We start from the raw sequence: 25,484 nt of genomic DNA, 5'->3' as shown, positions 1-25,484 counted from the left end.
AACCCTTAAGACTTAGACGAATTCCGACTATTATCAATGCATTTTAATACCTCAGCAATATCTTTCGATAAGGCTCTAAACCCAACTCCAGTCAACAAGGATATCAGAAACACTCCTGCACTGACAAACATCAAAATAGCATGCCCCGGGTTGTTCATGAATCCGTACCTTATCAGTTCTTCTCCGCCGCCTGCAAATCCCACAAAAGCCAGTATTAATGAGACAGCCGAAAGACCAAACATAATTATAATTACTTTTTTAGTTCTTTCCAAATCATACATACTGTTCCCTCCGCTATAAATTGCAATAGATACCTTTATTGTATAGTCCCGTTCATCAATCGTCAAACAGAATTTAACCAATACTCACACTCTAAGCAGTATCATTAATAAAAGGCTACCCGAATGTTCCTCTGAATTTACTCATCGTAACATTCGAATAGCCTTAAATGAGAAGCTGTAAAACAGGTCTTACAGGTTCATTGCGATATCATAAGCAGCCCAGATAGCATCCATTACATTGGTAGGCTGTTTTGCGTCACCAATCAGATAGACATGCTCTCCCTTGATTTGCTCATACAAAGAGTCATCCGGAATATAACCAATAGACACTACGATATGGTCGGCCGGAATCTCATGTTTCTTCTGGTGCCCCTTGGGTCCGAGTGCAAACATAAGCTTCGCACGGTTAGCAGCATTGGGGTAATTCTTTTCAGTTTCAATAACCACCGCTTTTCCATCTTCAAAGCTTTCTACTACGGCATTCTTAATTACATTTACCTTATAATAATCAAGAAGCTCCATCAACATGTTATAATTAGCCGCAGAAAGCCCAAAGGCATTTAAGATTGTTTCGCTCATCTCAACAACTGTAACCTTCTTGCCTTCCCTGCCTAATAAATAGGCAATTTCACAGCCGGTGAGGCCGCCGCCTACAATGACTACATTCTCACCTTCAATTTTTGTATTGCATAAGGTGTCAAAAGCGTAGGTAACATTGGGAGCGTCAAAGCCCGGCGTATTTAACTTACGCTCCTTTGCACCGGTAGCAGTAAATACTTCATCATATCCGGCTATCATATCAGCAGTCACTTCTGTGTTCATATGAATTGTAATCGGAAGGTTCTTCATCTGACGCTTGTACCATGCAAGTAAATGTTTGTCATCATCTTTAAAATCAGGGGATGCTGCCGCTACGAATACACCGCCAAGTTCGCCGGTTTTTTCATATAAATCCACTTCATGCCCTCTAAGAGAACAGACTCTTGCCGCTTCCATGCCGCCAAGCCCGCCGCCGATTACCATGACTTTTTTCTTCGTTTGCGCAGGCTGTAATTCATAGCTTTTCTCACGTCCGCAGGCAGGATTAACGGCACAGCTGATGTCCTTTCCCTGGAAAATACGTCCAAGGCAGCCTTGATGACAGGAAATACAAGGACGTATGTCTTCCAATTGGCCTGCATAGAACTTATTGCCAAGCTCCGGATCAGCCAGAAGAGGACGCCCCATGCCCATCATATCAACCTGGCCTTCTGCAATAGCCTTTTCTGCCACTTCCGGCTCGTCAAAACGTCCCGCACATACAACCGGGATGCCCACGGCCTTTTTAACTTCGGCCACGTCCTTTAGGTTACAGGCTTTTGGCATATACATCGGCGGATGAGGCCAGAACCAGGAATCATAGCTTCCGTTATCACAGTTAAGCATATCATAACCGAATTCCTCAAGCATTTTTGCTACTGCAATACCTTCCTCCAAATCACGTCCCTTTTCAATAAATTCTTCTCCGGGCAGGGCACCGCGGTTAAAGTCTTTTACATAGCTTCGCACGCTGTAACGCACCGATACGGGAAATTCTTTTCCGCATTTCTCCTTAATCGCTTCCACAATTTCCTTTGCAAAGCGTAAACGGTTTTCAAGAGAACCGCCGTACTCGTCGGTTCGGTTATTGAAAAATGCAACTGCAAACTGGTCCAACAGGTAGCCTTCATGTACTGCATGGATTTCCACACCGTCACCGCCGGCCTGCTTCACCAGATGTGCTGCTTCTGCGAAGTTTTTAATATACTGCTTAATTTCTTCTATGGTTATTCCCCTGTTCTTTATAGTGGGGTCCCATACATTCTGAATCGGTGCAGGAGCCGGGAGCATCTTCCAGGAAGCTTCATCCTCCAGATGTGCCGCACGGCCGTTCATTGCCGTAAGCTGGATAAATACCTTAGAATTGTATTTGTGGATGCCATCCATCAGATATTTCATTTCCGATACATAGTCTTGTGGATGGTTCACCGGGTTCAGATAAGGCATGGGAATAATGGGTACCAGGCCGGTGATGATAAGACCGGTTCCTCCCTTGGCGCGCTCGATATAATAATCTGCGCCATCCTTTGTGTAAGCTCCGGTTTTCATATTCATTAAGCGTGGTGAAAAGACACCCATGGGCATCATGGCAATACGGTTGCGTACTTCCACATTGCCAATTTTGATTGGTGTAAATAAATGTGTAAATTTGTTAGACATACGTTGCTCCCTTCTTACAGCTATTAAGCCGGGTAGTACTACCCCTAACTTTGATAAAATAATAACACTCTTTCATCCCGTCTGTCAATATTAACAGAATACAATTCGGTGAACTATATTTTGTGTAAATTGCCATAACAGACACTTTTGACAAGCCAATTATTCCATGATATTATTCTATATATTACTTAAAGGAGTCCTCGTATGAAGCCTCAAACCAAACGAAAGAAGCAGGCCATTGAGACAAAGGAAAAAATATTCAACTGCGCCGTTGCACTGTTCGCTCAAAACTCTTATGAAAATATAACCGTCGGTGATATCTGCCGTGGGGCCCAGGTGTCTGTCGGTGCATTCTATCATCACTTTAAAAACAAGGAAAGTATATTAAATGAAGGCTATCATCTCTTTGATCTTCAGCTTGAAGAAACCTGGAGCCAGCATCACCCGGCAAATGAACTGGAAGCCATTCGGTTTTTAGTAGCCTATCAAATGCAGTCCATGCAGCAGATGGGTTCCCTGGCCTCTTCCCAATATTTCAAAAACCAGCTAACCAATGAAGAAAAATATATATTGAATAAAGAGCGTTTCTTTTATAAAACGATCTATGAGATGGTACAGCGCAGCGTGAATGGCGGCAGTCTTTTTGGAGACGCTTATATCATAACGGAAGATATATTGAGTACATGCCGCGGTATTATCTATGACTGGTGTTTACATGAAGGAAGTTACGATTTATCGGAAAAAGGCAGACGAACCTTAGATATGGTGCTGAACCATTACGGCAAATAGAAAAAGAAGGCTGAACAAAATGTTGCAGCCTTCTTTTTCTGTTCTATTGATACTATCAGATTACATTAAACTCACGGAGCAGCTTCTCAATATCAGTACCTTCCGCCTTTTTAAGAGCTTCTTTGAGCGCTAATTTTCTCTTTAGTCCGAGATCCAGCTCTGTAAGCTTCTTACCGTCATTGAGTTTAACAGTAGCATTAAGCAAGTCACGAACATCATATGTGCTTCCCCAAACTTCGGGTACACCACGGTCAATATTCAAAAGCGTATAAGCAGCTTCCATACCGGTACGGACAGAATACTCTGTTGTAAAGATTGTATCACGTACTGTTTCGGCAAACTGACCCAGGAATGCAAAGTTCACACTGCCAGCCGGAACAACGGCAGGACGGTCACCACTGCGGCGGGGCATAAAGAATGCAGTAATATAAGGCATCATACAAGGAACTGTATTGGCACTGTGTTCTGCCATATCCTCAATCTCATTTACGGGTACTCCCATGTGGTATAACCACTCCATGCAGATTTCTTTTCCTGTGCATTCACGCATAGGTTTCTTGACATAATTTCCAGGTCTGTCACTAAATAATCCATAAATCCATCCAACCAGCTGATCTTTTGGCTGACTGCGGAAGTGAGGCTGACGGTTAAAGGTCCAGCTAAGCAGCCAGTTAGAATCCTTGGCTGTAACAATTCCACCGGTTACTACTTTTCCGTTGAAAGGATCGCGCTTGCATATATTCTGGATATAGGGAGGAATCCTGTCATCCAGCGTCGTCACGGTCGCTGACATCCAGTTGGTTTGTTCAGGATCATGACAGAATTTATCAGGGTGTCCGAAAGCTTCATCCTGTGCCGCAATCTTGCGCCACATATCCCAGCCGCCGCCTTTCTTAATTTCCGTGTTGTAAGATGCCGGAGTATTTTGATCTCCGAGGGAAGAATTCTCAACACATCCGCCGTTGGTGATGAAGACCAGATCATTTTCGGTAAGGTCAATGTTTTCTTCATTGCCGTCACGGATTATGCTGATACTTTTTGCAACTTTCGCATCTTTTTTAATGTCGAACTTTACATTTTCCACTTTCGTATCGTAGTGGAACTGAACATTGTGAGCCTCCAGATATTTAACCATAGGAAGAATCATGGATTCATACTGGTTGTACTTTGTAAAGCGAAGTGCCCTAAAGTCAGGCAAACCGCCTATATGATGTATAAAACGTTTGATATATAACTTCATTTCCAATGCGCTATGCCAGTTCTCAAAAGCAAACATAGTGCGCCAGTATAACCAGAAATTTGAATTCAGGACTTCATCATCAAATACATCGGTGATACGTTTATCATATAGATCCTCATCCGGTGTGAAGAACAGCTTCATAATCTCAAGAGATCCTTTTTCTGACAGGGCGAACTTACCGTCAGTATGAGCATCATCACCGCGATTAACAGTAGCACGCATCAGAGAGTAGTTCGGGTCATGCTTGTTGAGCCAGTAATATTCATCAAGTACGCTGACACCCTCGGTCTCTATTGAGGGAATAGAATGAAACAGATCCCACATACACTCAAAGTGGTTATCCATCTCGCGTCCACCTCTTACTACATACCCGACGTTATTATACTGATATCCGTCGCAGGCGCCTCCAGGGATTGGATCTTTCTCAAGAACGTGAATTCTTTTTCCATCCATTTGTCCGTCACGAACAAGAAAGCACGCTGCTGAAAGTGCAGCCAGACCAGAACCGATGATGTAAGCTGATTTATTCTCAACTCCTTCTGGTTTTTCCGGACGTACAAACGCTTCATAATTTCCACTAGAATAATACATAATACTACCTCCTTTAAGTCTGAATGTCTTTTACACTTTTCATTTTACCCTTTATTTTTTAACTTACTATAGACAAAACAACTGCCCTGATAAAAATTTTATCAGGGCAGTTGTTTTGTCTAAACTTTAGTCACATCCGGGAATTTGACAAATTTTATCAACGGAATGCTATTTATAGCGTATAAAGCCATATTTTCTTTGGACCTGGCAATAGAAATTCTTTGTCCAAGCCCTCACTCCCATGTCAGAATTCTGCATCTATCCATTCAAATATTGATTGCATAATTGCTCAAAAGTGTCGTATCGTTTGACTTTCCTCCCTACCCTGTTGTATTCTTCCAGATATTCATCCATAATCTTCATGAACTGTTCTTCTAATATGCCCAAATTATCTGCATCAAAATACCGCAGTAAATCAAATTTTTTTGTTCCTACCATTTCTGTCATTTCATCAAGATAATTTTGTACTCCCATAGCAACGTGATAGGCATAAGATTTATCTCCTAATCCAGTACTTATGATAACTTTATTGCGGTAGTTACACCACAATTCTTCATAGGTACCGCGAAGATTATCATATACAGGAACAGGTTGTATAATAAAATCCTGATACATTTTATGGTATAAATCATTAATACTTTTAAGAAATTCATATGATGCACTCCTGATTTCTTCAATTGTCTTTGCATCTATTACAGCCATATATAATTTTTCTAAATCATCCGGAATATAACGGTATGATGTTATCTCCTCCAGATACCTCTTAATACCACGGTGCAGATAGGTATTATTTAAGTTGGTTAATGCATTTAGCAGATTATATAATACTTTGCATGAAGCATTCCTTACAGCACCTATATCTACAGAAAGCAATGCATTGGTATACTCCTGTTTTGCTTTGTCTATATACTTCTCTGCTCTGGTAAGACATTCTTTTCCTATAGGCTTAGCTATGGAATCAAGTGCTTTCTGTTTATATGAATTAAATTTCTCCAAATATTCAGGTTTTGCACAATATATTATCTGTAAATCTATTAGATGTGAAATCATTTCACTCCCAAGATTTGCTTTATCTTCTATTGCCTCCCATGGAGTACAATATATGTCATATCCGACATCCTCCAATATAAAGCAGGAAGCTATGCCCCAGCCTCGGTCTGTATTATTAATTATAATAAGGTCAAGATCGCTTTTTTCATGAAAATCACCGGTACTAAATGAGCCTGTAAGACCAATGATTGCGATATCATCTGCAAAATCTCTCTTCGCACGTTCTATAACCATATTAATAAGTTTTTCATTCTTATCAAAAATCTTTCTTCTTGTTTCAGCATTCATTTTCACTTACCCCCATATGCCAATTTACATTATCAAATTTTCTTAACGGTTCAGCATGCCCCATTACACAAATACCAAAATCAAATCCTTCAATTGCTGTAATTAAAGACCATAATTTATCTTTAAATAGCATTCTCCGTCATTTAGCCTGTAATCTTCTAACAGTATTATTGGGGCATATATCATTATAACATTGTAAATATCTATTAACAATTTGCTTTTATGATTTGTATTTGCTATCATATCACTATAACAACATTAAAATATACTAAAAAGGTGGAGGAACGAATGAACGAAGCATTTTATAAAGTATCAATTTTAAATTCCGAATTCATAAGCGCAAAATCCTTATGGTCATGCAATGGATAATCAAGAGCAAAAACATCAGCGGCGTGTTCGGTATAAAGGTACTCATCCGAAAGCTTTTAATGAAAAATATAAGGAACTGCAGCCAGAGAAATATGCTGATGCCGTGACAAAGGTGATTCAAAAAGGCAGTACTCCCGCCGGTATGCATCGCTCCATTTGTGTGAACGAAATATTGGAAATCTTACAGATTACTCCCGGACAAACCGGATTAGATGCAACACTGGGTTATGGCGGCCATACTTTAGAGATGCTTAAATGTTTAGATTCAAAAGGGCACTTATATTCACTGGATATAGATCCAATTGAATTACCCCGCACCAGGGAGCGTTTAGAACGCTTAGGCTATGATTCTAACATTTTAACAATCAAGCAAATGAACTTTTCTGACATCGATCAGGTTGCTTTAGAATCAGGACCATTGAATTTTGTACTGGCAGATTTGGGTGTCTCTTCCATGCAAATAGACAATCCGGAACGTGGATTTTCATTTAAAAGCGAAGGGCCATTAGACTTACGTCTGAATCCGGATAGAGGTATATCCGCAGCAGAACGTTTAAAAACCATTTCACAAAATGAATTACAGGGTATGCTCCTGGAAAATGCAGACGAGCCGTATTCTGCTGAAATCTCCCGTGCTATTATTGCCGAAATCAAAAAAGGAAGAGAGATATCAACAACAACTTCGCTCCAACAAGTTATCAAAGATACTCTGAAATTCATTCCGGAAGCCACCAGAAATGATGCGGTCAAAAAATCCTGTCAGCGATGCTTTCAAGCGTTGCGAATTGATGTCAATAATGAATTTGAAGTTTTATATGATTTTTTAGAAAAACTTCCGGCCACCCTGACAGAGGGCGGGCGTGTTGCTATCCTTACTTTTCATTCAGGAGAAGACCGTCTTGTTAAAAAATCTTTTAAACGCTTTTATAATCAAGGTGTCTACAAAGAAATAGCTCCCGAGGCTATTCGACCGTCAGCAGCCGAATGCAGTTCCAACAGCCGTGCCCGTTGTGCAAAATTGCGTTGGGCTATAAAATCTTGATTTACCGTTTTCATCACTCTGTTTAACTAAAATAACATTAGCACATGTATCAATAAAGGGGTAAGCCTTTGCCAAACAGTAATATGATTTGCCGAAAGCTCACCTCTTTATCTTTTATAAAAATATTTATTAATAAGTGTTGACATCCTATGATATTCATGATATTATTAAGAAGTTATTTTAGATGCAAATTTTGATTCACATATTTTTGTAAGTCATTAAAACATTTAATGATTTACAAAGATATGTGATTTTTTATTTTCACCGAAAAATATTCAAAATTATATTATTAGGAGGTATCTTTCATGAATAAAGGTACAGTAAAGTGGTTTAATGCACAAAAGGGATTTGGATTTATCACAAACAGCGAAAATGGCGAAGATATATTTGTACATTTCTCAGGAATTGTTACAGATGGCTTTAAATCTTTAGAAGAAAATCAAAACGTAACTTTTGATATTACTAATGGCGCTCGTGGCTTACAGGCTGTTAACGTTGTTTTAGCTTAATTCTATTAAGACCATATAAAGCAGTAGCCCCGGACAAAACAAATTGTTTGTCCGGGGCTATTCTTTATTGTTGAAAAGTTTTAAGAAACTCTGTCACTTCATGCGCAAGCTTGGAAACCTCTTCTACTGTATAGCTGTTATACTCCGCAAACGTGCTTCCCTCACCGCCAAGATTCTTTATGGTGCCATCCGCCTCAACACTGGCTAACATGTTTGGGTTCATATAATGCTTTCCGTCGTAGTTATCTACGAATAACAGGTAGCGTTTACCACTGCTTAACGGCACATCCTCATTTGTATTGGAATGCAGCAAGATCTTAGTACCAGGGTCATCTCCGCTTAAAGTGCTCTCCACACGGGCAGCATATACAACTTCAATATAGCCATATTCGTCTTTTTCCTCTTCGGGGTCAGAGGTAATCGTAACCTCAAGTAATTGCCATCCACGCATAGCCATGCCAAAACTCGATGTGGCAAGTATTAGGGCATCATCCTGTGAAATGCGCATAATCTCCTTGGTAACAGCCTGATAATCCTCACCATCATAACGGTTAAAATCAGGATAATCAGAATGTGACCAGATCCTTCCCTGATCGTCGATTTCAAACAGTACGTCTAAATCACCGTTCAGATAATACTCTCCTTTATAATTTTCCAGTGGAAGCAGGTACACTCCACCCTCACGTAATAGGTTTGTGGCTTCATCACCGGTGCAGCCGCCATATAAATATTGTGTAACATCAATCGCTTTGGGTACATCATCACCCCATACCGTCTCCAGAATTTTCACCGCAGAGGTCTGCTTTTCACTCATATCATCACCTGTTGCAGGAACCGGCTGCGTATCAGCTACTTTGACAATAACAAAGCTGCTAGTCCCATACTCAAAAAAGTTAAGAAAATTAGAGAAGGCAATCCTGTCCATTGCTATATTCAACTCTATTTCAGACAACTTAAAATTTTTTACCGGAAGCCCTTTAATCTCGTCGGATAAATCGGCAATACCGGCTTCTGATTCCGGATTTTGATTCGCCAGATTTGAATTCTTGCCTGAAGAAACTGAATCCGGCAGCTGGTCCGGCGTATCTATACGATTGAAGACAAACACTCCCGCCAGCAAGATAACGCAGGCAGCCGCGACTGCAGTTAATGGTTTCCAATGCATGATCATTCTTTTCTCGCCAGACCGGCTAATTATATTCTCCAACATGTGCTCCTGTGCCGCGCTGTCCGGATCAGTTTTGTTCCAGGAATCGATAATACTCTTATTCTTCATTTAAAAATCACTCCCTAATTGTTCTCGGAGGACATTACGAGCCTCATGTAAATAGTTACGGATTGTTGATTGCGGCTTATGAAGAATCTCTGCTATCTCCACACTTGTATAACCTTCATAATAATACAGATATACAACTGTCTTATATTTATCCGGCAAACCCATGACCACCTTTAGCGTGTCATCGACTTCGATACCCTCGGTACCATACAACTGCTCATAATCCTCCAGATTCTCCCGCCTGCGCCACCAAGCCTTGAGAATATCTTTGCATACATTGGATGCCGTTCTGATCAGCCATGCTTTTTCATGCTCTTCGCTCTCAAAGGCTGCGCTGTATCTGATCATCTTCACAAAGGTATCTTGAACCGCATCTTCGGTATCAGCAGTATTCTTCATGTAAGCAAAGCAGACACGGTAAACGGTTCTTATATGGCGCGAGTATATTTCCGCAATCTCTTTGTCCGTACGCGACAAAGGTTTAGTCATCGTGTTGCCTCCTTTCAATAGTAATACGATTGATGGGCAGGAAGTGTCGGGGTGATTTTTGACAGCGGTAAACGAGTTATTTCCGGTATGAACACCAAAGGCGCAAAAGGATATTGATTCTTTATTCAAATTCTTTCGAAGTCTTAACTAATGATATTATGTCCTTAGACACTATTCTTTTTAAAATGAGAGATGTAATAATAATTTCTATACCTTTCATTATTAAGACAAGAACCAATACTATACTTAGAATACTGATAAATTCCTTTAAACCAAGAAGTATAAAACCAAGGGTTAAACTAAACAGGCTTAATACGATATTAAGTCTGATAAATACGTTACGAATATTATAACTATATATCTGTTTGATCTGATAATCTGAATAACCGTAAAATTTTAAAATCCCCATATCTTTTTGTTGTAATTTCAAAAAAGAGTTAAAGGATAGTATTAGATGCAATGAGGTTAATAAAACCATAACAACGGTAATAACAACAAGTAATATACTGGAACTTTTCAAACTGTTCCCTAATGAATTAAAGGCTGATAATGAATAAATAACCTGATAAGAATTTTTCTCCAGAAGATTTGCAATCAAATCCACATCATAGATATTGTTAACAAAAAGATACAATTCATCAATTACTGAATAATTTTCTAAATCAGGAGAATTGAGAGAGGTCACATCATTACTCAAGCCGTTCATTATTTTAAATATTTTAAGAAAGGCAGATTCATTCGCATAGGCATATTTCAAGTTCTTATGAGAAACTTTATATAATGTTAAAGGTGAATCTTTAAGCTCAATTTCCTTACAGTCCATTCTTAATTTCTGGGATTTACTTGACGAGATACCCCCGTCTTCAATGGTTAAAACCGGAATATCTAAAGTAATTGAACTGTTATCATAATCTTCCATATATAGAGTATCATCCAGAAGCTTAATGTTTTCAATTATATTCTTGTTTTCATCAGTTACTCCATATATTTCCAAAGCTTCATTGGTTTCATAATCAGTAATCCCGAATTTAATAGCATACACTGTACTTAAAGAATACTTTTCCTCCGGAATATTATTATGTGTAAATATGCTTTTAATATAATCCGGATCCTTTATCGTAAGCTGCTGCAAATCAGTATTATCAGACATTTTACTGGTTATTCTTATTATATGTACATTTTTGTTAGAGTTAAAATTTTTATCATTCTGATTTTGTTGATTTCTGTTTATAATTAGAACCGATGACAGCGAAATTAATGTACATATAAATATGAATATAGATACTTTTAAGTAAGAGCTTGATTTTTTTTCTAAATATTTTGAAACCTGGTGTAAATTATAATTCATGTAATTTGCCCTCTTCCATATGTAAATACTTTATATTATAATCTGTACTAATAGTATCATGGCTTACAATTATCACCATCTTATCAGACCATTCTTTCAAAATATAATTAAATGTTTTATTTCTGGTTTCATAGTCCAGTTTAGAAAATGGCTCATCCAATAGAATTATATCCGGTTCGTCTATTGACAAAACGGCCAGCTGCAATCTTTGTCTCTCTCCGCCGGATAAATACTTGATTTTTTCATCTGTTAAATCACCTAAGTCATATTTATATAATAACTTTTCCAGTATAGTAGTGAACACAGATTTGTCGGTATTTTGAGCGCAATATTTTATAAATAAATTTTCTTTGACAGTCAGATTGCTAAAAAGCATTTCATCTTGAAACATATAAGAAAGCTTATTACAACCGGCTATAATTATATTTCCTTTATAATCTCCGTATAAACCGGAAATTAGATTTAGTAATGTTGTTTTACCAATACCGCTTTTACCCTGCAGTACATAAATACCGTTATTTAGTTTAATATTTAAGTCATGGAATATTATTTTATTTTTTATTTTAAAACACAAATTACTTATTATAATTTCTGAATTCATTTTAACTCCTCATGCATTTCACAAGTTTACTTGCGAAACTGCCCAAATAGAAAATGAAAAATACATTGTACTTTTCAACCTACTCCCCATCTTTTAATGATATTTCATTTACAATCCCATTACCGTATAAGATAATGCTGCCTTCTTTCTTTTCAAAGTTAACAATGTCAAATTTATCTTTTAATGTTTTCATTGATATTAAATCTGTAATATAATATTCCAGATCACCATCTTTATTAATATTCACTTGAAACAAAATATCATCGTCATCAAAGAAATAATTAAATGCTCGTTTTGTAAATGTATTCTTATTGTTATAAATATTTTGGCCATCACTGACATATAGTGAATTCTTATATAAAAATATATCATCGCTGATTAAGTTACTTTGTTCAAGTACACTGATATTTGTTTCCAAATTTAATTTATACAGGTTATATGTATCATTTTTACCTTCATAGGCTGTATAATATAAGTTATTGCCTGATATTATACCCTCGCAAATTCTCTGACTATTATCCAATAATACTTTAGCTCCCCAGTTTACGTCAAAGGTCACAATTTTTGATTCTACTATATCCGTATCCGTATATTTTTGAATTAAATAATAATTCGTTCCATCATTAGCAACCAGGGGGAATATTTTTTCATCTTTTTCCATATAGTGAACGATTTCTAATTTATCACCAGAATACTTAAGAATCACATAATTATTCTCAAGACTGTGCCCACTTATAAAATAGTTGTCTTCCTTTGGAAAAGTATATTGAAAGAGATTAGGGGTGTCATCTAAAGCTCTCCATTGTTTTTTTTCCAAATCGTAAATCCCCAGCCGATGTGCCATTAGGCTATACATTATTTTATTATTATCATTAAGATTTATATTAAATAAATCATCAATATTGTCCTTAGGGGTGGAAGGCGCCTTGCTACAGCCTCCCAATAGCAGGATCAGTATTAGTGTAAATATAATGTGTTTTGTTTTAATCATATTTATACCCATTGTATATCGCAGGCAAGCCAGTAGATTGCTTGCAAGCTACGCGATACTGCCTCAAATAAAAAGGAGTGAAAGAATCACATTATGGCACCTTTCTTTTTCTAAATTTTCTTTCACTCTTGGCTTCCATCTGCGTGCTTATTAGCACACTTCTCCCTGAAATTATAAGAAAGAGTCTGGCTTGCCAGACTCTGGTGCTGATGCGCCGTCACGCAGTGACAACTTCCTTGGCGCATCATGTGCATCCTGCCCGCAGGGCTTTTTATCTTATAGGACATAAACTCCTATAAGATAAAGAAACGGAGTTGTTAAGATGCCTTAACAACTCCGCTGATGTTAGCAGCCGCTACTTATGCTGTAAGGTTGATTATCTCCTTTTAGTTTCAAGTAAGAGCTATTAATAAGGTAAATACTATCGGAATCAGAATACTTATATGGTGCGATAGTAAAATTAGAATTCGAATACACCAATTTTGAGCCATTCGTACTTGAATAATACTTTGATGCTTGAATCCATTGCCAACTTTCACTGGTAGTAGCCGAAGCAGATACAGTAGTAGTTGTTCCGGCTCCAACATTAGCACTTAATCCAAGACTGGCTGAATTTTTAAGATTACAGCCTACTGTCCATGTAGATTTGATTTCTTCTACCGTTTTTGAACCGGTATATTTTGAATATAAATAATATGGATATGTTTTAACATTTCCTGATGCCTCACCCGTTTTATGTCTTTCCGTATATGAGACCAGCGAACCACCGGATTGAGCGCTGCAATTTGTAGATTGTTCACTTTGATAATAATTCCATGTATTATATATACCTACATCACCATACGTTTCGTTATTAATTTGCTCGTCCGCTGTTTGGGGTTCGCCAGAAGCACCATCCACAACTTCTGATGCACTAACTATGTTAGTATTCGATAATACTAATGCTAATAACATAAACAATGCAATTCCATTTTTGAATTTTGAATTTCGTTTCATTTTATCTCCTTTCGTGAATACCGCAGGTTTGCCAGTAGATTGCTTGCAATGTACATGATACTGCCTAAATAGAAAGTGAAAAATGTTTTTTATTTTTCACACTAGCTCCTATGCCTTCTTCAGTACCCCTCAAGTTTGTGCCGAGGATTTCGCAGGCACAAACTTGTGTGTGAATTATGCTTTTCAATAATTCACACTAGCTCGCTGTTTTTAATATATACTCATTTTTGTTTTTACAATGATCGATTAAAGTAAGGACTACTCTTTTAATATAAATTTATTACCGGTAATAAGAAATAAAATTCTCCCCCCCTTTACAAAATTTATTTCCTTACATTTCCACATTAATACATTTTTGGCTAACAATCAATATTTCATGTCTATTCTACATGTTTTTTGCCTATTCTACTATTCCAATAGTCATTTTTAAGAGTTTCATTACGAGAAAAATGAGTTTCATAGGGATATGATTGAGCTGAATATTGAATTATAATTCATAGCTTCCCGACGCTTTAATAACCTGTTCTGTCAACCAGGAGCAGCGGTATTCACCGTGATTCCACCTTTTTCGGCTTCCATGGCAATTGCTCCTCGGAAAGGCTTCAATCTATACAAAAGGGCAAGACCACTGTAAAATGGTCTTGCCCTTCTATTTTAATCATATAACTGCATCGTCATTCCAAGTACGCCTTTTTTATCATCAATCTCTAATTTGAAATACTTTTCATAATTTGATGAATAAGTGTAAACCCAATATCCCATATCAGCCGCTCTATAGGTCTCATCCGGTTTACCGTAAGCCTTTACGACTTCTTTTAAAGTACTTCCTGATTTAATTCCACCGGGTAAAGCAAACGAAACAGGGTTTTTTGCAAATCTATTATTAATATTAATCGTCCATATTTTACATTTTTTAATATCTTTTGCTTTTTTATCTGTATTGATAAAGCCCGCTATAATTTCAGAATCATACTTTGTATTATTAAGATATATTGTTCCGGTAATTTTATCACCACTGTTCATAACATAACTATCATGACCGTAATCAGATAAGTTGAAGTCCCAACCGTTATCTTTCAGCTGTTTAAAATCAAAGAACAATTTATATGCTTCACCGTTCATCGTAAACTCAAGGTCTTTCCAATTTTTTGATAACTTCTGGCTTCCTTGTACTTTTACTTTACATGTATACTTTTTACTGCCAACCTTAGCTGTTATGACAGCTGATCCATTAGACACGGCAGTTACTTTACCACCTGTTGATACTGTTGCAACCTTCTTATTACTGCTTGACCAACTTACTGTGCTTGTAGTACCAGTTATTTTTAGGGTTTGTGTCTTCCCTGCGCTCAGAGTTAGCGTGGTATTGCTAATCTTAACAGTTGCTGCCTCTGTTCTTTGCTCATAAATGAGAGTATAGGAAGCAATGATTGTGATACATAAAAGAATGCTGGTTAGTAGTTTTAGTGATTTTTTCATGGTCCTTCTCCTCTGTAATTATCGTTAAAGACTATTATAGTATCTTTCTTCCTTGTATACCATAAGATTCCTATACATATTATATCTATTCATACATAAGATGTAAATCACTATTTGTTGTATTTTTGTAGAAAAAAGGCATTTTTTAATATCTCTATCCAACAAAATTGATCAATTCACAATCAAAAATTTTTTTTCATCTTAACCGATTCCAATTTCGTTTAGAAATTCACCAACAGTCTTATCATATTCTTCCTTGTTCTTTGTATAGCTTGTAACATGGTTTGCATTGTCAAACAGCTTTATCTTTTTTATGCCTTTCTTAATATCGTACATTCTAACACTCATTTCGTAAGGCCTTTCTGAATATTTTCAACTTCTTTTATATGTCTGTCAATTTCTTGTTTTAATAAAATATATTTTTTTCAAGACTGTTTTTATACTCTTCTGGTATATAATTATTAATTGGAGGATACAAAAACAGGAAAATTTTCTTTTCAATTAATATGTTCTATATTCCCTCGCTCTAAAAAAGAAATACTATTTACAAGTTCTAAAATTAATTGTTCTTCTTTACTCATAATAGTTTCACCTAAATCATGATGCCACTGTATCATTTAATATCTTGATACCATTATTCCTTTCATATATTCTGAGTTATTATGAAATTCATAAATTTCCTTTTTTTCAGTCTCTGTACATCCTATAAGTATTTTTATTTCTGAATCTTTTTTTAATAAATCTACTGTACAAATTATTGTTTCTATATTATTATCAGGAGAAGACCCTCTCCAAATATCAATACCATCCCCATCCATTGAAAATGTATTTTTCAAGTATCCATAATCAGCAATATATTTAATCCCGGGGTATTTAGGATGGCACGTGCCTTTAGGCCTATCAATTACTATCTCAGACTGACTGACTATTTTATCAATATAACTCCAAAAATCTTTATCGTATTTCATTTAGCGCCCCATATAATGCAAATGCATAATATTATTCCTTCCTTAAATTTTATATCGCTGGTTCGTCCTAATATAGATACACTTTAAGGTCTTGAACCATTTTTGACTTTATGTCGGCTTTAATATTATGCTATTTTTAGGAAAAAACAGTAATACATCCTTATTTATACAAATTTTGCGATGACTTCTTATTCTGTCTTTTATTTATGTGCAAACTTTGTTTCATTTTATAAATTTGGGGAAATTATCCGCCACTTTTGTTTCTAATCAGAGCCTAATAAAGCTGTTCCGGCTTTTTTGGCCATTGCCCTGCCAGTCTTTTTATTGACTGCAAGGATGGATTCCTTCGTGGAACTCCACAGGATATCGGCAATTTTCACTCCATATCCCTTGGCCACATAGGTATAGCTGCCGCTCTCCTTCATGAAAGTATTCTTGTCCATCTCAATAACCCCCGGGAATATCCACAGAATTTAATACCCTATCGCGACACCGGTAGTATTTTGGCAGTTTTGTCACCCAAATAATCTCGTATGGTCACTTCGGCTGTATAGTTGTCGATATTTTTAAATTCTGCTTTCCCTATCCTGTCATTTGTTGGTGAAATATATGCTATTATGCCATTATTGTTTTGTACAAAAACATTTCCACTGAATACCGGTCTATTTTTGCCGATTGCGCCAAATTGTACCAGTGAGTATTTGGCTTTGTACAGCACGTTTTTACTGACCGTTCCTCCTTTATTCCACACAGGTCCCTCCCACCAGGTAATTGCGTTTCCAGCATAGCTTTTATCTATCCAGGTGTGGTAATTCTTGCTGCTGCTCCAGCCGTAACCGCTGTACATAATGTAGTTATCAGTAATGTTTATCCCACTAAACTTAATTTTACCTGCGTTACCCGCTTCTTTATCCTCATAGTGTTCACCAACAAGTACGCCTGACACACAACGTTCAATCAGGTTCCCGCGAATTGTCATACCATTACAGTTCCATGCCGTGTCAAAATAGTCGAATTCAACGGTAATACCTCCATCGAAGCAATCGTGTACATAGTTATTTAGCGCTTTATTGTTGTTTCCTTCCAGCCTTATTCCTTCGCCTGAAGTTGGGACAAAAGGCTCACTGTATGCCGACAGCCAGGGTTCATCAGATGCGGCGCCCGCTCCGATTATATGAGAACCACCGCCGACCCAGGCCACTTCACAATTTTGATATGTTACATTGTTTCCTCCCGAACGGTCAAGCCCCATTGTACTGCGGTACATAACGCAGATATTATCAACCACGATATTATTTCCGCCGTAGATAATACCTGTATAACCAGCCGCAGGCTGAACTGATGACTGAAATTCAATCGTTTTATAGAGCGCTCCCGGATTTCCTTTGTCACAGCGTAAATAGATTGGGCCGTTTGAGTCTACATCGTGTACTCCGTAGGGAATTTGATATTTGCTCATATCAAATGTTGAATAAAACTGTAAGTCATACGTCAATTCGGCGGCAATATTAAACTTTGTTTTATAATCTTTACAGGACAACGCCTGTTTGCCGTTCCAGTAGGAAAATACGCGTGTGGCATAACTTTTACCGTCATTAAATACGATACCACCGCAATCTGAAATATCTTTGTAAAATTTCCATATTTTAATTCCATTTTTTTCATACCATAAAGACCATTTCGCCGCGCCGGCGCCACTTTCAGGAGAACCGTAGATTCTAGGCTTTTCGCCTTCTCCATAGGCCGAATAAGTCACTCCGTCAATACCCCAGCAGCTTATGCTTCCACGCCATAGACCGCCACGTTCAAGAAAAATTCCATCACCATTTTTAATGACATGATTGTCCAGTGCCCAGCGGATTTTTTCAAGTGTCGCCCACGGTTTATCAGGCGACAGCCCGTCGTTATTATCATCTCCGCTATTGGAAACATAGTATTTGGCGCCGGTTACAGTTACAGTCGTCGGACTGCTTCGTATCACTTGTTTTCGTTTCTCGGCTTTGTCCAGTATGGCAATGTCGTCTGCATTTTTCGGCCTCTCGGTGACAGGGAACGCACTTTCAGAGGAATCATACAATCTCAACGCCACGAGCAATGCTTCGGTATACAAAAAATTTTTGTCGGGACGCATTGTATTTTTAGCAGTGTCATAGTCAAAAAGTGTTTTGCCACTATAAAGTGACACTCTGCCAAACGCATAACGATATGCGACGCCACAGTCATCCCATTCATATATATACTTGTCATTCTTAAATCCGCCTCCACCATAGGGAGCATGGTTAGGAATATATTTATAGGGATCTTTTATTTTACCTATCTCGTCCCATACTTTTTCGCCAATCTTATCATTAATTTCTCCCCAATTGGCATTAAATTCCGGATAATCTCCACCGAGCGTATTTGCCGCATTAAGGACGATCATCATTCCTTCAAACCGCGTCATAACCTTTTTTGACGTTCGTGCGTTCTTGAACTTCGCTTTCCACCCGGCAAGTTTACTCTTGTCTGCCAATTCAACCGTCCTGTCAATCATGCTCATAAATTGTGCATAGGTTACAGCCGGGTTGTCTAAACGGTATGTTCCGAACCCGAGCGTCATGGCTCTGGCAAGTTCCGGATTAGAGTAAGTTCTGGCTGCATACACCGGAGTGGGGGACAGAATGAGTGATACAACGAGAATTAACGAAAGTATACGTTTACAAAAAGACATATTCCTCCCCCAAGAATGGTTACGCTTTTGCATATAGACAACCTCCTATCGATTAATATGAGATAACGGTATTGTACCGCTTTTTTCCAGTGGCGTCAATTTGCACCTCTACTACGGAATTAATAATTTCAAACGCCGGATGGTCCGGTGTATTATCAATCTTTCGCCCGCATCCCTTCACTGCCATGAAACTTATTACCGAGATGATTATAATTTGAATGCTCTGTTGAACAAATCCTGCATGGCCGCATTTGGCGCAATACCAAGCTCTGCTTTATATAGCTTTTCGATTTTGTTATAATGCATAACCAATGATACCTTATCTTTCTTTATAAAAAACAGTTTCAGCAGCATTCCGTTTAAATCATCGTCAAGGGGAACTTTTGTCAGGGCCTCCTGAAGGATTTTTTCAGCATTTGCATAATCCATCCCGGTTTCGTAGTATTTGACAAAATCAAAAACCAAACTGCAATACCTTCTTGAATATTCTTCAACCTTACTTTGAGACCAGCGATACTCATTTTCATCCAGGTAATTCCCTTTGTATAAGCTAAGAACTTTTTTGTATCTTTCAATAGATGCTGCTGACAATATAATCTTGGTATTTGTAATTGTTTCAAACTCAGCAGAATCAATATATACCTCTGGTAGCTCCAGCTTGTATCTGCCATTTACAAACGCGAAATCAAATTTAATATTTGCCGACAACAGCGTCTTCTTTACCTGATAAACGGTCGTATACAAATTCACATTGAGTTTTTCCGTTTCACATTCCGGCCAAAGAGCTTGTGTGATCTTCCATTTCGAAACTTCATTATTTAAATTTTGCAGCATGAAGGCGAAAAGCTCTTCTGCCTTTGAGGTGCGCCATTTGACAGCTTGTCTGTATCCGGCCCCGTACACCAATAATCTGCCAAAACAATATATGCGGCCTTTGTCCGCGGGCATTTGGGGAGAAACCGGCGACGGCTTTATTTTTTTCAGCCTTGTTATCGTCTGTGAAATATAGTCTGAAGATAACGGTTTGAGTATATAATTGATAGCGTTTACCCGAAAAGCTTCGAGGGCGTATTTGTCATAGGCGGTAACGAATACGATCTCAATATCGTTACCTGCCTCTATGATTTTTTCAGCAAGCTCCAGTCCGGACATTTCAGGCATTTCTATATCGAGAAACGCAACGTCAGGTTTTAGATTCTGCACTTCCGAAAGGGCGTGCACAGCACTCATGAAAGAACCGACAACACATATCTGTCCGGTTTTCTCAAGTAAGAGCTTGAGAACCTCAACTGCAGGTTTCTCATCATCAACAATAATTGCTCTTAACATATGTCGCAGCACCCCCTTATGCAATACCCTCAGATATTTTTATTGTTACAGCGGTTCCTTCACCTTCTGTGCTGAGGATATCAATCTGCGCATCTCTCCAGCCCCTGATACGTCTGCTGACATTGAAAAAGCCGACTCCGTCGTTTGCCGATTCGTTGTTTCTTAATTTATCGAGCTTTTCCGCCGGCATCCCTATTCCCGTATCACAGACCCCTATGATAATAACACCCTCTCTTTTTTTCACCGATATAAGGACGGTTCCGCCAGTGCTTTTTTTACACAGCCCGTGCTTTATAGCATTTTCCACTAAAGGCTGAATGCAAAAAGAAGGTATTTCCATTCTCAAAAATTTCGGGTCAATATCGTATTCAACATTTATCAGCTCGCCAAAACGAGCTTTTTCTATTTCAACATAGGCTTTTATTAACTCAATTTCTCTCGCTAACGGGACTATCATTAATTTATGGTCAATATCAAATATGAGTCTTAAATATTTACTGAAATTAACAAGCAGGTTCGCCGCCTTTTCGCTGTCCGTATAGCAAAACGAGACCATAGTGTTAATTGCGTTATACAAAAAATGGGGTTTAATCTGCGCCTGGAGAAAAGCAAGCTCATTATTCATTGCTTCTTCATTAGAATCCTTTAGCGCCGCAAGATTATCATGACTATATCGTATCAAAACCTTAGCCAGCAGATACGAACAGAGGAATATAAAACACGCGACAAAAATCTCCATGAGCATATCGCTGTCCAATTCTCCTGCGAAATATATCTTGACACCGGGCAGCAGAACAGCGATTACACTCATAAAAAAAATCCGACGGGTTAGCTTCACATTAGAAAAAATAGTAGAAGCAAAAATCGGAAGGATGTAAGAGCATAACAAAACTTTTGCAATGTCATGGGTCAAAGAAAGGTAGAGAGAAAAGATTATAAAAAGCGAAACAGATAAATATTCCTTCGCCGAAAGTGAAAAACCGGCGGATCGAACAAACCTGTCGACCGACAAATTTAAAACAAAAAAACCTATCGCAGGTAAAATGATATAATTACGCAGATAAATATCGGGAGGCCAGGCAAGAACGTTTCTTGCCACAAAATACCAGATCACATGCGCCAGGATTATAAGGGCAGCCGTGACATGACCGACATTTACAATATAATGGCACCATTTATTTAAATCTATTGGCATTTTTTGCCCGGCATTCATATTCCATCTCACCTTTTTTCAAATTGATGCAGAGGTTATCTTCCCTAGTATATTGTAGTATTCCCTCTGGGTTGAGTTTGCGGTTTGAAACAAGCTGATACCAGCTTTTCCATTAATCTTTCTTAGAGCCTTTTATCGCTTGTTTTCATTTTGGCACCTCTTCGTTTTGATACATAATACAAAAATATTTTATCATTTTCCCATTCGTTTTACAACCCTGTTGTTATAGCTGATTCCACTCATCCATTTCACTATTCTTTATTTCGATATTCCAGAGGCGTTATTCCTAATGTCTTTTTAAATACTCTGTAAAAATATTGAGTATCTTCATAACCTACTATCTGCGCAATCTCATGAATTGAACTATGTGTGTTCCTTAGCAAATCACAAGCTTTTTCAATACGGGTATCTTTAAGATAATTTGTTAACGTAACACCTGTCTCCTGCTTAAAAATTGTCGAAAAGTAATTAGGATTAACGGAAAAATGACCTGCCAGTTCTTTTACCGTAATTTCATTCACATAGTTTCTCTTGATATACTCTTTTGCTTTCCCAATAATCTCACGGCAATTAGCATTTACACTCGTATCTTCCTTAAGAATCCGGGTCATGGTATCGTACAGATAATCAACTATCTGTTGGGGATTATCTGAATGATCAATTACTTCATCAGAAAGCAGTTGCTGAATACTAATGCTGTTCTCATGCTCATCCATTATGCTGCAATTTTTCAGTATAATACGGATAATTTCATAATAAATGCTTTTTACATACTCCGCCTTGCGATTACGAAGGTTATCATTTGAAAAAATCTCCTGTAATATAACCCTTATATTCTTATAATCACCAACAGTAACGTATCTCTCCAATATACGCAGTTGATGCTCGGCCAATTCAAACTTTGCATTATAGTCAATCCTGTCATAGCTGAATATCCTGCTATTATTTACCAGTCTCATGTTGAGTGCCGACACAGCCTGTTTATAGATTTCCGGTGATATCTTACTGCATATACCACTGATGGCAATTGTAACAGAAATAGTTACATATTTAATGATTTTTGAATACAAGTCATATGCAAAAGTTTTGCATAAACGCTGAAGCTCTTCTGCATCCGGATGCGCAATGATAATCATAACCTGTGTTACATCTTTGAGATTATCCACAACTGCGAAATTATTATTTGGGCGGATTTCATCAGCAATATTTTTAATTGCATATTTAATAAGTCCGATATCCTCATATTTAAATGTTGAGTCGGAATAACTGGAGCTGTCAACATGGATTAGCAGCAGCATGTAATTATATATTTTATCTTCTCCCATGGGGCTAAACTGCACAGATCCCTCTGTACCACCAGCTTCATTTCTGCTGTGAAGGGCCTTGTTGATCGCGCGTTCCAGAACCAGAGTTTCATTACTCTCCTCTAAACGTTTCTTTTTTGTCTCTATTTGGCCAATTTCTTTTTGTTTTTCTATATTCACAATAACATGCTCCACTGCCTCCGCAAGATCCTCTTCCGGTACCGGCTTCAGTAAATAACTGCTTACCCCCATATTCAATGCCTGCTCCGCATATTGAAATTCTGCATAGCCGCTTATAATAATAAATTGCACCGCAGTATATATTTTCTTAATCTCACGGATCAAATCAATTCCACTCATCTCCGGAAGGCGAATATCCGTAATCACAATATCCGGCTTATTTTCTCTAATGAAAATAAGTGCGGTTTCCGCATCCTCCGACTCACGAATCCAATCAAATTGAAATCCATGATTTGTAAGCTTTGATACAATTCCTTTCCTTATCCATTGCTCATCGTCAACAACCAATACTTTGTACATTTTTTCCCTCCATCCGACTATTCAGCGGCAATATAATGCGAACTTGGGTACCCGCTGATAGTTTACTGCGAATCTGCAGGCCATATTGTTCTCCAAACATTAGCCTAATACGGGTATTAACATTTTTGACTCCTATACTTCTATTCTCCTCCTCATGTAAAACCGTCTTTATCTGACTGATGTATTCGTTTAAATCATCTACCTGCTTTTCACTCATGCCTACCCCATCGTCATAAATATCAATGATAAGATTGTCTTCAGCAGAAGTTGCAGATATTTCAATACAACCCTGGCGCTTGTTTCCTTCAAAGCCGTGTATAATTGAGTTCTCAACAATTGGCTGCAGGATAAAGCGCGGAATTTTACTTCTTTTCAAGTCATCGGGTATTTCAATGACAGGGGTTATGGTATCACCAAACCGAACATTCTGTATATAAAAATAATTCATTACGTGCTGTATTTCTTCATTCAATGCAACCAGCTCTGTACCGCTTTTATTAATACTATACCGAAACATCATTCCTAATTTTTCGCTGACCTTGCTGATATCGGGACATCCCTTTATTGAAGCCATACCGCTGATGGATTCCAACGTATTATATAAGAAATGGGGATTAATTTGAAGCTGTAAGGCTTTTAATTCCGCTTCCTGCATGGCGATCCATTGAATATAGTTCTTGTCAATCTGCTCATTCAGGCTTATTATCATATGGTTAAATGCGGCATCAATCATCCCAATCTCATCATTTCCATAGATAACATCCTTGACACTTAAATCCCCTTTTCCTATCTTTTTTATCTTTTTTATCAGTTGGTTGGTCCGCCTGGAATATGCCGTTGTGAACAGGAAGGTCAGTAATATCATAAAAGCCAGCATAATCAGCAGTATCATAAAGATAAATACATACGTATCATTAAATTTTTGATCTAATTTGTTATTCTGAAATATGAGGCATACCTTCCAATTGCAGCCGTTAATATTATCAACAACTGCTATCCGGTTACTGTATTCTGGGCTTAATATGATATGTCCTGACTGCCCACGGGACGGATTAATCATATCTGTCAGCTCTTCTTCCGGGAATACCTGATCCGAATTCGTATAGATAATTTCACTTTCCGGATTCAGAACAAACAAATCATAAGCTTCCATAGCAGCATTCTTCTGACTTACTCCAAAGAACTCATGGGCAAGTAAATCAATTTTAATCAATCCCAGTTCTTTTGTATAAGTATTACCATTCAAATTAGGTATGAATTTTACAAATGATAATAAATCAATATTCAAAGCATCCACTGTATACTGATAATCATAAATTGGCTTTCTTTGCCTGAAAGTCTCAACAAACCACTGCTCATCAGCCACCTGCTCATAATTACTCAAATGCATACCGTCTCTTGGGAACTTATCACTTTTTGCATAAAGCATAATGCTATAAATCTCTTGCGGATTTTTTGCATAAATTAAATTATCAATTTCACGGTAAAATAATCTCCAAATATCAATTGTATCTTTCACACTATATTTGTCCTGCTTTGAAAATACATTCTGCACTGTGCCATTGACCACAATCGAATCAATTAAGCTGTTATATATATTAATCTTATTTTCCAAGTTGGAAACATACTGTGATGCTACCAGTTCGTAGGAAGAGGCCACTTCATTACGCATAATCTGCCTAAAACGGCTATAGAATAGTACAGACATCAATATCAGCGGAATCAGACTAAGGACAAAGGAAGAGAGCATAAATTTACGGACAATGGGAGTATCCTGATATAGAGACAGTATCATTCTTTTGATTGTTTTCATAACTTACATGTCACCTCGTGTGAAGGAAAG

The 25,484-nt window shown here is 37.7% G+C and carries 22 protein-coding genes; 3 read left to right on the top strand and 19 right to left on the bottom strand.

All coding sequences use genetic code 11. From position 1 onward, the window contains the following. Positions 1-5: 5 nt before the first annotated feature. Together BUF11_RS08920 and BUF11_RS08915 are read right to left on the bottom strand one after the other, a co-directional pair. Positions 6-281 (bottom strand): hypothetical protein, encoded by a 276-nt coding sequence (locus tag BUF11_RS08920; protein ID WP_073588507.1) that lies wholly within the window; start codon positions 279-281, stop codon positions 6-8. 189 nt (positions 282-470) lie between these two features. Continuing rightward, complete coding sequence (locus BUF11_RS08915) at positions 471-2,519, bottom strand: FAD-dependent oxidoreductase (RefSeq protein WP_073588506.1); 2,049 nt, start codon at positions 2,517-2,519, stop codon at positions 471-473. Positions 2,520-2,723: 204 nt separating this feature from the next. Here BUF11_RS08915 and BUF11_RS08910 point away from each other — a divergent pair, with 204 nt between their 5' ends. Beyond that, complete coding sequence (locus tag BUF11_RS08910) at positions 2,724-3,308, top strand: TetR/AcrR family transcriptional regulator (RefSeq protein ID WP_073588505.1); 585 nt, start codon at positions 2,724-2,726, stop codon at positions 3,306-3,308. A 55-nt stretch (positions 3,309-3,363) separates the two neighbouring features. Here the strand turns inward: BUF11_RS08910 and BUF11_RS08905 are convergent, their stop codons facing one another. Together BUF11_RS08905 and BUF11_RS08900 are read right to left on the bottom strand one after the other, a co-directional pair. Next, entirely contained in the window at positions 3,364-5,139 is a 1,776-nt protein-coding gene (locus BUF11_RS08905; RefSeq protein ID WP_073588504.1) for an oleate hydratase, read from the bottom strand. Positions 5,140-5,397: 258 nt separating this feature from the next. Further along, positions 5,398-6,477: a nucleotidyltransferase domain-containing protein gene (locus BUF11_RS08900; protein ID WP_073588503.1), complete on the bottom strand. Its 1,080-nt coding sequence runs from the start codon at positions 6,475-6,477 to the stop codon at positions 5,398-5,400. A gap of 361 nt (positions 6,478-6,838) precedes the next feature. Here BUF11_RS08900 and rsmH point away from each other — a divergent pair, with 361 nt between their 5' ends. Beyond that, complete coding sequence (rsmH, locus tag BUF11_RS08895) at positions 6,839-7,888, top strand: 16S rRNA (cytosine(1402)-N(4))-methyltransferase RsmH (protein ID WP_073588502.1); 1,050 nt, start codon at positions 6,839-6,841, stop codon at positions 7,886-7,888. Between the two features lie 305 nt (positions 7,889-8,193). Then, entirely contained in the window at positions 8,194-8,397 is a 204-nt protein-coding gene (locus tag BUF11_RS08890) for a cold-shock protein (RefSeq protein WP_073588501.1), read from the top strand. A 64-nt stretch (positions 8,398-8,461) separates the two neighbouring features. Here BUF11_RS08890 and BUF11_RS08885 read toward each other — a convergent pair whose 3' ends face one another. From BUF11_RS08885 to BUF11_RS08820, 15 genes are all read right to left on the bottom strand, one after another. Continuing rightward, positions 8,462-9,673, bottom strand: a complete 1,212-nt coding sequence (locus BUF11_RS08885; protein ID WP_073588500.1) for a hypothetical protein — start codon at positions 9,671-9,673, stop codon at positions 8,462-8,464. After that, entirely contained in the window at positions 9,674-10,162 is a 489-nt protein-coding gene (locus tag BUF11_RS08880) for an RNA polymerase sigma factor (protein WP_073588499.1), read from the bottom strand. It lies immediately after the preceding gene. Between the two features lie 121 nt (positions 10,163-10,283). Continuing rightward, complete coding sequence (locus BUF11_RS08875; RefSeq protein ID WP_073588498.1) at positions 10,284-11,510, bottom strand: ABC transporter permease family protein; 1,227 nt, start codon at positions 11,508-11,510, stop codon at positions 10,284-10,286. After that, positions 11,500-12,111: an ATP-binding cassette domain-containing protein gene (locus BUF11_RS08870; RefSeq protein ID WP_073588497.1), complete on the bottom strand. Its 612-nt coding sequence runs from the start codon at positions 12,109-12,111 to the stop codon at positions 11,500-11,502. Before BUF11_RS08870 ends, BUF11_RS08875 begins: the two co-directional genes overlap by 11 nt. A 79-nt stretch (positions 12,112-12,190) precedes the next feature. Continuing rightward, positions 12,191-13,102 (bottom strand): hypothetical protein, encoded by a 912-nt coding sequence (locus tag BUF11_RS08865; RefSeq protein WP_139243353.1) that lies wholly within the window; start codon positions 13,100-13,102, stop codon positions 12,191-12,193. Positions 13,103-13,447: 345 nt separating this feature from the next. After that, on the bottom strand, positions 13,448-14,098 hold the full coding sequence (locus BUF11_RS08860) for a hypothetical protein (protein ID WP_073588495.1): 651 nt from the start codon (positions 14,096-14,098) through the stop codon (positions 13,448-13,450). Between the two features lie 654 nt (positions 14,099-14,752). After that, positions 14,753-15,577, bottom strand: a complete 825-nt coding sequence (locus BUF11_RS08855; protein WP_073588494.1) for an Ig-like domain-containing protein — start codon at positions 15,575-15,577, stop codon at positions 14,753-14,755. Between the two features lie 201 nt (positions 15,578-15,778). After that, a complete protein-coding gene (locus BUF11_RS24320; protein WP_175562025.1) occupies positions 15,779-15,925 on the bottom strand; it encodes a hypothetical protein in 147 nt (48 codons plus the stop codon). A gap of 269 nt (positions 15,926-16,194) precedes the next feature. Further along, positions 16,195-16,545 (bottom strand): inorganic pyrophosphatase, encoded by a 351-nt coding sequence (locus BUF11_RS08850; protein ID WP_073588493.1) that lies wholly within the window; start codon positions 16,543-16,545, stop codon positions 16,195-16,197. A gap of 263 nt (positions 16,546-16,808) precedes the next feature. Further along, the gene (locus tag BUF11_RS08845; protein ID WP_073588492.1) at positions 16,809-16,988 is read right to left on the bottom strand and encodes a hypothetical protein; all 180 of its coding nucleotides are present in this window, start codon (positions 16,986-16,988) and stop codon (positions 16,809-16,811) included. Positions 16,989-17,026: 38 nt separating this feature from the next. Then, complete coding sequence (locus BUF11_RS08840; protein ID WP_073588491.1) at positions 17,027-19,288, bottom strand: right-handed parallel beta-helix repeat-containing protein; 2,262 nt, start codon at positions 19,286-19,288, stop codon at positions 17,027-17,029. Positions 19,289-19,462: 174 nt separating this feature from the next. Further along, positions 19,463-20,584, bottom strand: coding sequence for a response regulator (locus tag BUF11_RS08835; RefSeq protein WP_073588490.1), 1,122 nt, complete (start codon positions 20,582-20,584; stop codon positions 19,463-19,465). A 16-nt stretch (positions 20,585-20,600) separates the two neighbouring features. Next, positions 20,601-21,395, bottom strand: coding sequence for a sensor histidine kinase (locus BUF11_RS08830; RefSeq protein ID WP_242952348.1), 795 nt, complete (start codon positions 21,393-21,395; stop codon positions 20,601-20,603). 653 nt (positions 21,396-22,048) lie between these two features. Beyond that, positions 22,049-23,641, bottom strand: coding sequence for a response regulator transcription factor (locus tag BUF11_RS08825; RefSeq protein ID WP_073588488.1), 1,593 nt, complete (start codon positions 23,639-23,641; stop codon positions 22,049-22,051). Then, positions 23,619-25,454, bottom strand: a complete 1,836-nt coding sequence (locus BUF11_RS08820; protein ID WP_073588487.1) for a sensor histidine kinase — start codon at positions 25,452-25,454, stop codon at positions 23,619-23,621. The genes BUF11_RS08825 and BUF11_RS08820 overlap by 23 nt, the downstream gene beginning before the upstream one ends. Positions 25,455-25,484 lie beyond the last annotated feature (30 nt).

It is taken from the genome of Anaerocolumna xylanovorans DSM 12503 (assembly GCF_900143645.1).
GTDB lineage: Bacteria > Bacillota > Clostridia > Lachnospirales > Lachnospiraceae > Anaerocolumna > Anaerocolumna xylanovorans.
Note: the sequence above shows the minus strand (reverse complement) of the source record. Positions and strands in the feature narration are given on the sequence as shown.

Coding starts and splice junctions, on each gene's coding strand:
- BUF11_RS08885 (WP_073588500.1), bottom strand. CDS start 9,673: ATGAAGAATAAGAGTATTATCGATTCCTGGAACAAAACTGATCCGGAC.
- BUF11_RS08830 (WP_242952348.1), bottom strand. CDS start 21,395: ATGAGTGTAATCGCTGTTCTGCTGCCCGGTGTCAAGATATATTTCGCA.
- rsmH (WP_073588502.1), top strand. CDS start 6,839: ATGGATAATCAAGAGCAAAAACATCAGCGGCGTGTTCGGTATAAAGGT.
- BUF11_RS08845 (WP_073588492.1), bottom strand. CDS start 16,988: ATGGACAAGAATACTTTCATGAAGGAGAGCGGCAGCTATACCTATGTG.
- BUF11_RS08860 (WP_073588495.1), bottom strand. CDS start 14,098: ATGAAACGAAATTCAAAATTCAAAAATGGAATTGCATTGTTTATGTTA.
- BUF11_RS08880 (WP_073588499.1), bottom strand. CDS start 10,162: ATGACTAAACCTTTGTCGCGTACGGACAAAGAGATTGCGGAAATATAC.
- BUF11_RS08900 (WP_073588503.1), bottom strand. CDS start 6,477: ATGAATGCTGAAACAAGAAGAAAGATTTTTGATAAGAATGAAAAACTT.
- BUF11_RS08915 (WP_073588506.1), bottom strand. CDS start 2,519: ATGTCTAACAAATTTACACATTTATTTACACCAATCAAAATTGGCAAT.
- BUF11_RS08825 (WP_073588488.1), bottom strand. CDS start 23,641: ATGTACAAAGTATTGGTTGTTGACGATGAGCAATGGATAAGGAAAGGA.
- BUF11_RS08920 (WP_073588507.1), bottom strand. CDS start 281: ATGTATGATTTGGAAAGAACTAAAAAAGTAATTATAATTATGTTTGGT.
- BUF11_RS08910 (WP_073588505.1), top strand. CDS start 2,724: ATGAAGCCTCAAACCAAACGAAAGAAGCAGGCCATTGAGACAAAGGAA.
- BUF11_RS08840 (WP_073588491.1), bottom strand. CDS start 19,288: ATGCAAAAGCGTAACCATTCTTGGGGGAGGAATATGTCTTTTTGTAAA.
- BUF11_RS08855 (WP_073588494.1), bottom strand. CDS start 15,577: ATGAAAAAATCACTAAAACTACTAACCAGCATTCTTTTATGTATCACA.
- BUF11_RS08870 (WP_073588497.1), bottom strand. CDS start 12,111: ATGAATTCAGAAATTATAATAAGTAATTTGTGTTTTAAAATAAAAAAT.
- BUF11_RS24320 (WP_175562025.1), bottom strand. CDS start 15,925: ATGAGTGTTAGAATGTACGATATTAAGAAAGGCATAAAAAAGATAAAG.
- BUF11_RS08875 (WP_073588498.1), bottom strand. CDS start 11,510: ATGAATTATAATTTACACCAGGTTTCAAAATATTTAGAAAAAAAATCA.
- BUF11_RS08835 (WP_073588490.1), bottom strand. CDS start 20,584: ATGTTAAGAGCAATTATTGTTGATGATGAGAAACCTGCAGTTGAGGTT.
- BUF11_RS08905 (WP_073588504.1), bottom strand. CDS start 5,139: ATGTATTATTCTAGTGGAAATTATGAAGCGTTTGTACGTCCGGAAAAA.
- BUF11_RS08820 (WP_073588487.1), bottom strand. CDS start 25,454: ATGAAAACAATCAAAAGAATGATACTGTCTCTATATCAGGATACTCCC.
- BUF11_RS08890 (WP_073588501.1), top strand. CDS start 8,194: ATGAATAAAGGTACAGTAAAGTGGTTTAATGCACAAAAGGGATTTGGA.
- BUF11_RS08850 (WP_073588493.1), bottom strand. CDS start 16,545: ATGAAATACGATAAAGATTTTTGGAGTTATATTGATAAAATAGTCAGT.
- BUF11_RS08865 (WP_139243353.1), bottom strand. CDS start 13,102: ATGATTAAAACAAAACACATTATATTTACACTAATACTGATCCTGCTA.